The organism is Paenibacillus sp. FSL H3-0329 (assembly GCF_037963285.1).
Taxonomy (GTDB): Bacteria; Bacillota; Bacilli; order Paenibacillales; family Paenibacillaceae; genus Paenibacillus_AQ; species Paenibacillus_AQ odorifer.
On record NZ_CP150150.1, the window covers coordinates 2,499,203 to 2,512,238 of the forward strand.

General features: G+C 44.5%; 8 protein-coding genes. 4 read left to right on the forward strand and 4 right to left on the reverse strand.

Going from position 1 to position 13,036, the window contains the following annotated elements; genetic code table 11:
- Positions 1–35 precede the first annotated feature (35 nt).
- On the reverse strand, positions 36–1,100 hold the full coding sequence (locus NSQ66_RS10790) for a YqhG family protein (RefSeq protein ID WP_076140954.1): 1,065 nt from the start codon (positions 1,098–1,100) through the stop codon (positions 36–38).
- Positions 1,097–2,842, reverse strand: a complete 1,746-nt coding sequence (locus tag NSQ66_RS10795) for an SNF2-related protein (RefSeq protein WP_076129985.1) — start codon at positions 2,840–2,842, stop codon at positions 1,097–1,099. The genes NSQ66_RS10790 and NSQ66_RS10795 overlap by 4 nt, the downstream gene beginning before the upstream one ends.
- A 386-nt stretch (positions 2,843–3,228) precedes the next feature.
- On the opposite strand from NSQ66_RS10795, the gene NSQ66_RS10800 reads away from it, so the two are divergent.
- Both NSQ66_RS10800 and NSQ66_RS10805 read left to right on the forward strand, forming a co-directional pair.
- Entirely contained in the window at positions 3,229–5,901 is a 2,673-nt protein-coding gene (locus tag NSQ66_RS10800; protein WP_076140956.1) for an adenosylcobalamin-dependent ribonucleoside-diphosphate reductase, read from the forward strand.
- 251 nt (positions 5,902–6,152) lie between these two features.
- A complete protein-coding gene (locus tag NSQ66_RS10805; protein WP_076140957.1) occupies positions 6,153–6,335 on the forward strand; it encodes a hypothetical protein in 183 nt (60 codons plus the stop codon).
- A 133-nt stretch (positions 6,336–6,468) separates the two neighbouring features.
- Here NSQ66_RS10805 and NSQ66_RS10810 read toward each other — a convergent pair whose 3' ends face one another.
- Complete coding sequence (locus NSQ66_RS10810) at positions 6,469–6,867, reverse strand: cytidine deaminase (RefSeq protein WP_036689594.1); 399 nt, start codon at positions 6,865–6,867, stop codon at positions 6,469–6,471.
- A gap of 237 nt (positions 6,868–7,104) precedes the next feature.
- Between NSQ66_RS10810 and NSQ66_RS10815 the strand changes: the two genes are divergently transcribed.
- Positions 7,105–8,055 (forward strand): methylenetetrahydrofolate reductase, encoded by a 951-nt coding sequence (locus NSQ66_RS10815; RefSeq protein ID WP_249267666.1) that lies wholly within the window; start codon positions 7,105–7,107, stop codon positions 8,053–8,055.
- Between the two features lie 86 nt (positions 8,056–8,141).
- Here NSQ66_RS10815 and NSQ66_RS10820 read toward each other — a convergent pair whose 3' ends face one another.
- Positions 8,142–9,884 carry an SGNH/GDSL hydrolase family protein gene (locus tag NSQ66_RS10820; protein ID WP_076140958.1) on the reverse strand — a complete coding sequence of 581 codons (1,743 nt, stop codon included), beginning with the start codon at positions 9,882–9,884 and terminating at the stop codon, positions 8,142–8,144.
- A gap of 241 nt (positions 9,885–10,125) precedes the next feature.
- Here NSQ66_RS10820 and NSQ66_RS10825 point away from each other — a divergent pair, with 241 nt between their 5' ends.
- Positions 10,126–12,993 carry a glycosyl hydrolase 115 family protein gene (locus NSQ66_RS10825; protein WP_076140959.1) on the forward strand — a complete coding sequence of 956 codons (2,868 nt, stop codon included), beginning with the start codon at positions 10,126–10,128 and terminating at the stop codon, positions 12,991–12,993.
- Positions 12,994–13,036: the final 43 nt, after the last annotated feature.

The following is a 13,036-nucleotide window of genomic DNA, read 5'->3' on the forward strand; positions in this document are numbered from 1 at the left end:
TTTTTTTGCCTGCTTTTAGCGAGTAGGGTCGCATTCTATAGGCTCCGCAGATGAAACAGTCCATAGGTTACCGCAGAAACTGCGATTTGCGGCTCATATTGCCAAATGGTCTCTTGGCGACGACGGTTATACTGTTCTTGTGTCGCTAGGCGTTTTTCTTCATCAGGCTCCTTCAACAGCTCTCCATAATAGACATCAATGATGTCCAGCTCAACCCTTAGCCGCTCACGCGCCTGTTCTGCCCAAGTATAGTCCAGTTCGGCTAGCTGAGCGGTTAGATGAGTTTCCAATAGTTCGGTAGCGGCTGCTACTGTCATTTCATAAGGCTGGATATGCACATTTTCCGGCAAGCGTGGCATCATCTCTTTTGTGGAAACTTTTGCATTAAAGTCATCAATGATGGTTCCCTTTGTTAGGGAGATGCCAAGATAATGGAGTTCTTCACGTTTCAAATCGCAGCTCATCTCCACTTTATAGCAGACACTAAGCCATGGTTCGTAAGCGGCAGAGAAAAGCGTGTTTCGCTGCCTGCTGCCCGGGTCCTCAAATAAATAAAGGCATTTCCCTTCGTCCCTAGCGGCGTTCCAAATTTGTTGCAATCGCTTGCTTCCGTAAATAATATCCTCTCTTCGGATCATCCCGGGTCCAATTCGTGGGAGTGCCGGCACAATGCCGAAGTAGCGGGCTAGGATACTTTCCTCCGGGTCAGTAGATGGAGCATTCACTGCTTCTGAGCCCGGGGAGGCGGGTTCGAGTAAGTCAGCGCTGGCCTCTGCATCGTTTGTTACACCTGTAGTTAGGCTTCCGGTGACAACTTGATTCAAAATGCCAGCACTACGATTTGCAATGGGGGGAACCTCTACAGCAGCTTGACTGTCGTATTTTTCCGGATCAAAAACAAAGGTGAAAGAAAGGGTCTCAGGATCTACACCTGTGCGCTCCACGAATCCCCAATAATACGGCCGGTCGGTGAGCATTTTGTCAGCTCTAGGTGATAATTTCACAGTTACGTGAAGGGGCGAAGCCTCAATGATGGAGCATTCAGTGGCTTCAAGATAGTCCATCACATGCTTGCGTACTTCCTGTGCGGTGAGGGTCATGTCGCAGTCCCACTTTCTTTTTTAATACCCTGTGTCAATTCACTGAGGGATTCACCAATATGGTCCAGCTCATGCCGCAATTCTTCGTCGGAGCGGGATTCGAGCATGATTTTGTATAAACTTTTCTCCAGCGATTCCTTCTTTTCAAAACGTTCCAGGATTACATCCAGCCCGCCAATCACCATTTCAAACATATTGATTTTCTCATGCAGCAGATGCAGGATATGTTCTTCAATCGTGCCTTGCGTAGACAAGTTGTAGATCACTACGTCATTTTCTTGCCCTAACCGGTGGACACGGCCGATACGCTGCTCCACGCGCATGGGATTCCAAGGCAGATCAAAGTTGATCATATGGTGGCAAAATTGCAGGTTTATCCCTTCACCACCGGCTTCCGTAGCAATCATAACTTGAGCCCGGCCGCGGAAAAGATCCATCATCCAATCTTTTTTGCCACGGTTCATGCCGCCGGAATAAGAGACACACATCAGCCCATGTTCACGGAAATACTGCAGTAAATACTCTTGAGTTGCGCGATATTCCGTGAAGACGATGACCTTTTCATTCATTTCTTGAATGAGTGCTAAGGTTGTTTCAGCTTTAGTGTTTGTTTTAACGGTACGGAGGGTCTGTAGCAGCTCCATCATCCGGTCTCTTTTTGGTGAATCCGCAGGCAGCTTTTTGATCAAATTAACTAAAGTGATAAAGACGGCATCCCGGCTGCTGCACACCTCACGTTGAAGGGTTACCAGAGAAAGCATGCTGCTAAGATTGCCGCCGGATTCCTGATACTGGTCTTTGACAAAGGAAGTAACACTGTTATACAAATCTTTCTCTTCTTGGGAGAGAACTAAGGGAATATTACGGACTTTTCGTTTCGTGAAATTAACTGGACCTTCACCACGGCGATTGCGGATCATGACCTTCGAAAGCTCGTCCCGCAGTTGACCTTCATTCTTGGGCTGGCGTTTATCAACCACGAAATTTGAGGCAAAATCGCCCTGATTTCCAAGTTGCCCCGGCTTCAGTATAGTGATCAGATTAAAGAGTTCGCCCAGATCATTCTGAACGGGAGTCGCGGTGAGCAGCAGGCAATATTTTTTGCGTAATTGCTGTACAAATAGATAATTGGTCGATTTTTTATTCTTCAGCTTGTGAGCTTCATCAATGATCAACATATCGTATTCATTTTCCAGCAAGATTTCCTTATGCGGATCGCGTTTGGCGGTATCCATCGATGCGACGACTATGGCGTTGCCCCAAGAATAGGCTTTTTTCTGAGCGACAGCAGTGATGCCGAATTTCGCATTCAGCTCACGAACCCATTGCAATACTAGAGAAGCAGGTACGAGAATAAGCACTTTAGAGACAAGACCGCGAACGAGATATTCTTTCAGCACCAGTCCTGCTTCAATGGTCTTGCCAAGTCCAACCTCATCTGCAAGAATCGCGCGGCCTGACATTTCGAACAGAACCTTATGCGCTGTATCCAGCTGATGGGGAAGAGGGGACAAGCCGGATAAATGCTTCATACATTGCAGCTCATCGAAGCTCGTTACTAGACCTGTTTCCTCTCCTTGTACGGCAAGCTTAGATAAACGGTAGTCTCCCCATGGGCCGCCCTTTTCCAGTTTGAGCTCCAGATCTTGCAACCAATTACGGTCAAAAGAAAGAGGAACAGGCAGTATCGGCGCGGGTGTTCCCCCTTGCTGGGGTAGAGAATTACGGAATAATTGCGTCATAATGCAGCCTCCTCAAGCTCGGATTTATATCACCATTCGTAAGAGTAGTATGCTCGTAAACGAGAGAATTCATAACCTCTTATTTTTCACGATAGCCTTTAAAAAAGAGAGCAAGAGCGAGAAAAAGCAGCAACGTTTGCGATAATTCGGCAACTTGACTCTATTTTCGAATAAGACCTTCGATACAATATGTGGTATAGTTTAAAAGCTGACGCACACAATATATTGTGACAAAAGCTTGAATATGTATTTTTTATAGAGTGCTTAGCTGGTATTTGTTATTGACAAGATGAGCTTCCTACATACACCTGTTAAGCAGCGGAGGATGGTAAGGGAGTTTTTGTTGTGGGCCCATACCTTGGACCGGAAACTAATATCTACTACACATGCGGGAGGTTTTTTTATTGAGTAAAGTGGAACGTAAGCAACGCCTTGAAGGGCTAAGTGAAAAAATATTTTTGGATCGTTATGCTTGGAAGGATGCAGACAGCAACAATGCTAAAGTAGGCGACGTTGTATTGGTGCTGACCAAAGATGATCCGAAGTTTCCAACTAAGGAAGTCGGAGAAATTGTGGAGCGCAGTGGTCGAATTGTAACTGTAAAGACACGCAGTGGCGAGCTTGTGAAATCGGATGTTGAAAAGTTGACCCTTAATATAGAAAAAACTCCTGAGGAAATGTGGGACCGTCTATCCACAGCGATGGCTTCTGTAGAGAAGACACCTGAGCTTCAAGCAGAATGGGCAGGCAAATTCCGTTCAATCCTGGATGATTGGAAGCTTGTACCGGGTGGACGTATTGCGGCTGGTGCAGGTGCTAGTGAAGAATTAACATTGTTCAACTGTTATGTGATTCCCTCTCCAAAAGACAGCCGTGGCGGCATCATGCAGACATTGTCTGAAATGACGGAGATTATGGCCCGTGGTGGCGGGGTGGGCATTAACCTGTCTTCATTGCGTCCTCGTCGTGCGATTGTTAGAGGGGTTAATGGTTCATCCAGTGGTTCCGTATCTTGGGGCGGTTTGTTTAGTTATACTACGGGGCTTATTGAGCAAGGCGGCAGCCGTCGTGGTGCGCTCATGCTAATGATTAATGACTGGCATCCCGATGTTGAGGACTTCATTACCGTGAAGCAAACGATGGGCCAAGTCACTAATGCTAACCTTTCGGTATGTGTGAGCAATGGTTTTATGAAGGCTGTAAAAGAAGATCTGGACTGGGATCTCGTATTCCCGGATACAACCGATCCTGAATATAACGAAATGTGGGATGGAGATCTCGACAAGTGGAAAGCTGCCGGCAAAAACGTTATCCATTATCGCACCGTAAAAGCGCGTGACGTGTGGCGTACGATCATTGAATCGGCATGGAAATCCGCTGAGCCGGGCGTCGTATTCATGGAATACTATAACCAGATGTCTAATAGCTGGTATTTCAACCCGATTATTTGTACAAATCCGTGTGGTGAACAAGGCCTGCCTGGCTGGGGAGTCTGCAATCTGTCTGCGGTGAACTTGTCCAAGTTCTACGATGAGAAAAATCATGATGTGGATTGGGAAGATCTTGCGACTACCACACGTTATTCCGTCCGTTTTCTGGACAATGTAATTGATAAAACACCTTATCATTTCCCGGAAAATGAAGCGAATCAGAAAAAGGAACGCCGCGTGGGTCTCGGAACCATGGGATTGGCGGAGCTGATGATTAAATTGAACATCCGTTACGGCAGCCCGGAATCGTTGGAGTTTCTGGACAAGCTATACGGCTTTATGGCTCGTGAAGCCTACCTTGCATCGGCAGAAATTGCTGGAGAGAAGGGTTCCTTCCTAGCTTTTGATACTGAGAAATATCTAATGAGCGGCTTTATGAAAAATATAGTCGAAGCGTATCCAGAGGTTGGCGAAGCAATTCGTGAACACGGTATGCGTAACGTTACAGTGATTACACAAGCACCTACAGGTAGTACAGGTACAATGGTGGGGACTTCTACGGGAATTGAGCCTTATTTTGCCTTCAAATATTTCCGTCAAAGTCGTCTTGGCTATGATGAACAGTTTGTTCCAATCGCTCAAGAGTGGCTTGAAGCTCATCCAGGTGAAGAGCTGCCGGACTACTTTGTAACTTCGATGGATCTGTCAGCTAAAGATCATATCCGTGCGCAAGCAGCGATCCAACGCTGGGTAGATAGCTCCATTTCCAAAACAGCGAACTGCCCGTCTGACTTTACGGTTGAAGAGACGGCTGAGCTATATGAAATGGCCTTTGATCTAGGATGTAAGGGTGTTACGATCTACCGCGATGGAAGCCGTGATGTTCAAGTCCTGGAAACCACGAAGAAGGAAGACAAAAAAGATACCGCAGCTAAAGAAGCCGCTCCGGTTGCGGCAGAGGAAGCTGCAACTACTGTAGAAGCAAGTACAAGTGTTGTAGCAGCAAGTCCAGCGCCTCAAGTGACTACAAAAGAGGCGGATAAACAATACAAAAAACGTCCGCAGGTTCTGCGCGGCGCTACCTATAAAATCAATACACCATTTGGGATGGCATATATTACGATTAATGACCTTGATGGAATACCGGCTGAAATCTTCCTGAATGTAGGTAAAGCAGGTTCTGACGTCTTTGCTATGGCAGAAGCATTAGGCCGTGTCTGCTCCTTGTTCCTCCGTTACGGAGATCATGGTGAGAAAGTGGAGCTGTTGATTAAACATCTGAAAGGCATTGGCGGATCAGGAGCTATCGGCTTCGGCGCGAATCGTGTTGAATCCATTGCTGACGCTGTAGCTAAGGCACTGGAATCACATGTGCTGAACAATGCTCATGATGATCATGTACCTGCTCCGATTGCAGCAACTTTGGAGCTGGAGGATTTCAATGAAGCGTTAAATGCGGAGATAAAATCGAGCGTTCCGTCAGCTACGGAAGATGGACATGGTGATCATCATGGACATAATCACTCTACGGCTTCCCGTGACCTTTGCCCATCCTGCGGCAGCGCCTCGCTGATTAATATTGAGGGCTGTAAGACTTGTGGCAATTGCGGGTATAGTCGTTGTGGGTAAACGTTAGAGCCAATAAGTGTTTTATGGGAAAACTAGAAATGTGACTATGCATAGCTACTAAAAGCCAGCGATCATCGAGAGGAAGTGTTAATCTTTTATCTCAATGAATCGCTTGTTTTTTTATTATTGATGATGTTCATTAAGAGGTTTTAACTATATGAGTTTGATAATTAGTGTAATTCAAAAGGGAAGTATAATTGTAGATACTAATTTTTTGGAGGAGCAGGTACCTGCACCACACAATAATTTATTTGGTTTCGAATCATGCAGAGAAACTGGAAAGTGAATTCCTTATTTTGCTTGATAATTTAGATACTATAGAACTACATACAGACTATGATAAAGAATTTATTGAATTTAGGGTAAGAAATGCTTTGGAGATGATAAAGGTAGTATTTAAAGAAAAAGATAAGGTTGGAATTGCGATTTGGTAAGTAACAACGTATTTACGCGGTGTGTCTGGTCTGTGAACTCGTGTCTAGCTAAGCTTTTTAACACAAAAAACACGCGTACTTGTCTAACAAAGGTACGCGTGTTTTTGTTATTCCACTACGAGAGGAATTATTTTTACATATCTAAATTTTTGAATGCGTAAGGCAATAAATCCCTTAAACTCAGCTCTAAGATTTCTTTTTTCTCATTGGTTAAATAGACAGGCATGTCAGGCAAACAGAATTCCGATAATACTTGTCTGCAGATACTGCATGGCGGCAGAAAATCCATTGTGTCACCTGCTACAGCTATAGCCTGAAAATCACCTTTAGTATAGCCTTTTGTAATAGCTGTGAAGATTGCTGTTCTCTCTGCACAATTAGTAGCACCAAAAGATACATTTTCTACGTTTACTCCATTAATAACATTTCCATCTTTAAGTAATAAGGCTGCTCCAACTGGAAATTTAGAATAAGGGGCATAAGCAGCTTTCTTTGTGTTACGTGCGCTTTCCATTAATTCTTCTTTATTCATAATACTCACCCTTTTTAAATAAGAATGAACCTTTCGGTCCCCTTATCGCCAACTAAGGTTGGCAGGACTTCTAATATTATAGTCACATCAAATGGTTGTCAACATGTACTACTCGATAAGTATCATTAGGGAATCATAGTTTTAAAATATAACTAGATATAGCAAATAGAAGTTACACATATTAAGCCTGCCATGGTAACCTTATCTTAAAAGCGACGAGTAGAGGGGTTTTGTAATGTGGGAGCGGCAGAGAATACATTTAAACAAAAAATATTGAGCAAAAAACCGGGTATTATAACATATGGGATGACACCACCGAAGGCAAGCCACGCACCAGAAAAGGTCTCGGAAATCGCCCAGAAACAGGTTGAAAGACTTAAAAATCTTGATTTAGATGCGTTAATTCTGTACGACGTTCAGGAAGAAGTAGATAGAGTGGATCATGAAAGACCATATCCGTATTTACCAACGATTGATCCGGCTGTCTATGGTGATAAATATCTAAGACAGGTGGAGGTCCCAAAGATAATTTACCGGTGCGTCGGTAATGATACAAGAGCCCAGTTCGAGGATTGGGTTAAAACTGACGAAAATGAAGATAGATTTTCAGTATATGTGGGCGCTTCGTCAAGTAAACAAGAGGTGAAATTGAATTTACCAGATGCTTATGAGCTAAGCAAACAGTTAAATAGTAATTTAACTTTTGGTGGGGTTGTCATTCCGGAAAGACATATAAAAAAGAATGATGAGCATATACGGGTTGTCGAAAAGACCAACAATGGGTGCAACTTTTTTATCACTCAGGCAACTTATAATGTAGAGGCATCTAAGAATTTATTGTCTGATTTATATTATTACTATACAAATAACGGTTTTGAGATGGTTCCTATTTTATTTAATCTTGCACCATGCGGCACAGCGAAAACATTACAATTTATGAAGTGGTTAGGGATCAGTATCCCGGGATGGTTAGAAAACGAGTTGAAATACTCGAATGATATTTTGGATAAATCAATCCAGCTATCGCAAAAAATCTTTGAAGAATTACTAGATTTCGGGCTGGAGAAGGGAATTCCTATTGGTTGCAGTATTGAAAGTGTTTCAACAAGTAAGTTGGAGATTGAAGCGTCCGTACAGCTTGTTAAAGATGTGAAGGCCATTTTAGATAAAAAGCTGCCTACCAAATAGAAAAAGATTCCTCAAATTATTGAGAAACCCAGGTCATTTAAAGACCATGGGTTTCTTTTTAGTTTATATGCCACTAGGTCAACTTATTAAACATTATAGCCGAAGCCCAGTATAGTAAAAGACTTGTCCTGATCTTCCGGCACCATTCTGATTTCTATCTGATGCTCCCCGCTAACCTCATTTTGATAAAGAATTATAGGATTGCAATGTGTCCAGTTATTCTCATGTGGATCAGCGGTGACTACAAGACAACCATCGACGTAAATGTTCGCCTTGCCGAATTCGCTGCTGCCAGAATCCTTGTATACGAGGATGAGATTTTTGCTTGTTATCGTCAGCTTGAAGCTGTGTTCCCCAGACGACGCTGAATGCATCCAATTATGAGGGAATTCCGGAGTTCCGAAAGGATTGGCATCCATTTCTACCCGCTGCAAATCGGTATCGATCCCCGAAAACCCGCCCACCTCGATCCTGCCTGCGTCAATATGGCTTTTGCGGTCCAGCAGGAGGGTTCCCGCAAAATCATTCCCGATGACCGGATGTTGATCCAATAGGAGATCATCTTCGTCCATTAGCGTTTTGTGGGTTTCGGAGAATAAATAAGCTAGACAATCAGCCATCACCCGGTGACCATCATTAGTAGGATGATAGATATCATAGAAAAATTGCCGTTTCGAGAGGATGTTCCCCTCATTTTTGCTTAGGCGGAACTGCCCGGATACCGCATCCTTTACACTAACCATAGGAAGATTATAAGCCCGGCCAATGGGGGAGAGCCGTTCCTGCAGGTTCCAGTCATTCATAAACACGCTGAACAGGAGAACTACAGCCGGTCTATTATCGGCGGAAAGTATTTTTAGGCATAAGCTTTCAAAACAGTTGCCTTTCGTTTCATCCCCTTCGTCGTTTACCGCAAATTCCACCACCACGATATCCGGTGTTACAGAACCTTCCCGGAGAATATCCCTTTCATAACGGATGACCCCAAGCTCGGATGGTGTTCCACCTACCCCAGCCTTCACAAAATGGATGTTCCCGCCACCATTCGTACCGAATAATTCCTTAAATCTCAGATACGATTGGTAGGCATAACATTCTGTATGGATCGGTTTAGCGCCTGCTCCCTGAGTAATGGAACCCCCAATATAAGCAATCGTGACATCTTCACCTTTTATAGCCTTATGGATGGCAGTTTTTAATCTTTTATTATTGCCCGGATGAAGCAAGGATTGGGTAATGATCTCCCGGTATTCGTTAGATTCAAACGCTACAGGCGGTTCAATGATTAGCTCTGGTACAGAATAACCGTCATGCAAATAAAAAATTATACTCGCAATGGCCAGTTCGCCTTCATGTTTAAATTCAAAAGCGAATTTGCCGAGCACCGCATCCTCTTCAGACCATTCCAAATCCTCTAACTTCAAGAGGACTTCTGAACCGTCGGGGGGACAGGGCACACGTATGCTGCTGCCTGTTTCGTATTTGCTGGTTTTGCCCCAGTTCTGCAATAGAAAAGAGATGGGCTCGTTCTGCTCAGGATCCCTTCTCACAGACACTCCAATACTATGAACCAATTTGCGAAATCCAACGCAGTTTCCTAGCAGCTCCAGTATTGTCTCATCAGTGACGCCGCCAATATATCTGGCCTTGTCGATTAGATAGTTACCTTCCAGATAAACTTCCTGTGAAGGTGGACCTTCGGCCCGGGCTGTCGCCTCAATCGCGGTTTCGTAGAGCACAAAAAAACCGTTCCTGCGTTCAGCCGGATCCTTGGGTGCCTTTGGACCTTCAATCTTGCCTCCTGTAATGATCCCGTTATTGTTTTTCATATTGATCATCCTCGCTTTTTGTATAAGCTTTTCTTGTTATGGATGCGCTTGCAAAAAACATATTTTTATTAGAAGGAATACCTGTTAACAGTAACACCAAATATCCAGATTGTTCAACCGATAAACAAAGTTTCATTTAATAATTACAAAAAGTTGCTAGTTTACACATGGATGTTGAAATCGCTTACTTATATAATGTGCCTAGTCATACGAAAATAGGATGCTTAAGGGGAGAATTATCATGCCTACGAAGGAATTGCACCTTGTGAAGCAGGGCAGTGCTGCCAAGATTTACGTAGACCCCATGGGGAAAGATTATGAGGGATTACGCCGGGTGGCACAGTCTTTTGCAGCAGATGTTAAACAGGTAACAGAGGTAGAGCCTGAGATATATACACAATTGAACGAATTGGATGGAACAGTCATAATCGCTGGGTCGATAGGGAGTAATGATTATATCGATGATTTAATCGCGGAGGGAACCGTTGATGTATCGGCCATCCAAGGTAAAAGAGAATGTTATAAAATTCAGGTGGTTGAACAACCCACAGCGGGAGTGGACAAGGCGCTCGTCATTGTAGGAAGTGATAAACGGGGGACGATTTACGGGTTGTATTCGATCTCCGAAAAGATTGGAGTTAGTCCTTGGGTGTACTGGGCGGATATTGTGCCGGAGAAGAAGCCGGCATTGTCCATTCCTGATAACCAGCTTCATGTGATCTCCAAGGAGCCTTCGGTTAAATATAGAGGTATTTTTTTGAATGACGACTGGCCGTCTTTAGGTTCTTGGGTAACTCAAAGATTTGGTGACTTTAATGAAGATTTCTATGACAAGGTATTTGAACTCATTCTTCGCTTGAAGGGGAATTATTTATGGCCGGCGATGTGGAGCGCCGAATTCAGCCTGAATGGTAAAAGCAGCCCGATTGCCAACGCCAAGCATGCACAAGAATACGGAATTATTATGGGGACCTCCCATCATGAACCCTTATTCCGGGCAGGCAGTGAATGGCAGAAGGTATACAGTCAATACGGGACAAGTAACCTATGGGATTTCGCCCGTAATAAACAGGCGATTACAGATTTCTGGGAAGACGGAATCAAGCGCAATCAGGACTTTGATAACTTGATTACTCTAGGTATGCGGGGGGAAAGTGACTCTGCGCTGGAGGGCTCCGACCAGGAGAATATTGATCTGCTGAAGGACATTATACTTACGCAAAAAGAACTATTGAAGAAATACAATCTTGAACATGCGCCGCAAATTTTGGCCGTTTATAAGGAAGTTGAGAAGTACTGGTATGGCACTGCCGGGGTGGAAGGGTTGAAGGACTGGGATGTTCTGAATGACGTTACGATCCTGCTTGCTGACGATAACTTTGGCAATCTCCGCAAAATCCCGACGAAAAACGAACGTAATCGCAGCGCAGGATGGGGGATGTATTATCATTTTGACTATCATGGTGGTCCGCATTCCTATGAATGGTTAAATACGACCCCGCTTGAAAAAGTCTGGGAGCAAATGTGTATGGCATTTGACTATGGAATCCGTGATGTATGGATTGTGAACGTCGGAGATTTGAAGCCTATGGAATTGCCCATTTCCTACTTTCTGGATTTGGCCTACGATTTTGAGGCTTGGGGGACAGGTGCAATCAATCGGATTGTGGAATACACCAACCGTTGGGTAGAGCAGCAATTCGGATATGCGCTGGAACAAGAGACATGTCTGGGAATCGCACAATTGTTAGGTGATTATACCCGGATGAACGGTCGGTGCAAGCCTGAAATTATTTATCCGTCCACCTTCAGTCCTATCCATTACAATGAGGCGCACAGAGTTCTGGAGCAAGCGGTGATGACCGAGAAGGCTGCCGGCAAATACGATGAGCTAATCCCGGAACAACTAAAGGATGCTTACTTCCAGCTCGTATATTTCCCTGCTGTTGCCTCGGCCAATGTGGTCAAAATGCAAATTTATGCTGGACTGAACCATCTATACGCTAAACGAAATAGTATGTTGGCAAATACTTACGCTGCTCTGACCCGCGAAACCATCGAACGGGATAAGTATCTGGAGTTGGTTTATAATAGCGGGATTTCGGATGGAAAATGGCAGGGAATGATGAGTTCCCCTCATGTTGGGTATATACATTGGAATGCAGAAGGGTGGAACTATCCGGATGTAAACACCCAAACTCCCGCCAAAGGTTCTTTAATGATTGTCGATGTGGAAGGAACGGAACAAGCGTATGTTTCCGGCACAGCTGAACTTCCGGTAATTACAAATCTCCAAAAAGAAAACTATCGCATAACAATCAGTAACGGTGGAGAAGCGGGTTTTGAATATCAGGTGCGGAGCAGCGTGGATTGGATCAAGCTTGAGAAAATACGCGGCTGGATTGAGGCAGGGGAGACGCTTCAGGTTTCCGTAGATTGGGAGAAGGTCAAAGAAGCATCGACGGGCGAAATTACGATCTCCGGTGCCGGGAATATAGTTAAGGTGAAGGCAGCCGTGGATTGGATAGACATTCCGGATGTGCCACCGATGACTTTCATCGAGACCCATAATATTGTGTCCATTGAAGCGGAGCATACCATAACTCGTGTTTCGAAATCAGGGGTGGTATGGAAGACCATTGACAGCTATGGACGTTCTTTATCCTCGGTTAAAATGTATCCGGATGCTGTATCTTTTGAACAACCGGAGGATGCACCTTATCTGGAATATCGGATTATAGTGCAGCAGGACACTGATTATAGCTTAACCGCGTATATTGCGCCGACAAACAATCTGTCACAAACTAGTGGGTTGAAATATGCGATAGGTTTCGATGATCAGGCACCCGTGATTAAGGATGCTTTACCAACGAACTTTGAAGGCGGTAATCATGATAATGAACCGTGGTGCCGCGCGGTTATGGACAATATTCATGCTGTGACCACCAGCCATGCTTTAACAAAGGATCTTCATACCCTCCGCTTTTACGGATTGGATGCGGGTCTGGTTCTGCAAAAGCTTGTATTGTCCGCTGCCCAGCTTCCTTATTCCTATTTAGGGCCGGAGGAGAGCTTTTATACTAGCGGGACGGCGTCCATTCTTAGTTAGGTTGAATTAAAAGGGCGAACAACTGGGTTGTTGCTTCGAATCC

Coding starts and splice junctions, on each gene's coding strand:
- NSQ66_RS10810 (WP_036689594.1), bottom strand. CDS start 6,867: ATGAATAAAGAAGAATTAATGGAAAGCGCACGTAACACAAAGAAAGCT.
- NSQ66_RS10790 (WP_076140954.1), bottom strand. CDS start 1,100: ATGACCCTCACCGCACAGGAAGTACGCAAGCATGTGATGGACTATCTT.
- NSQ66_RS10825 (WP_076140959.1), top strand. CDS start 10,126: ATGCCTACGAAGGAATTGCACCTTGTGAAGCAGGGCAGTGCTGCCAAG.
- NSQ66_RS10800 (WP_076140956.1), top strand. CDS start 3,229: ATGCGGGAGGTTTTTTTATTGAGTAAAGTGGAACGTAAGCAACGCCTT.
- NSQ66_RS10820 (WP_076140958.1), bottom strand. CDS start 9,884: ATGAAAAACAATAACGGGATCATTACAGGAGGCAAGATTGAAGGTCCA.
- NSQ66_RS10795 (WP_076129985.1), bottom strand. CDS start 2,842: ATGACGCAATTATTCCGTAATTCTCTACCCCAGCAAGGGGGAACACCC.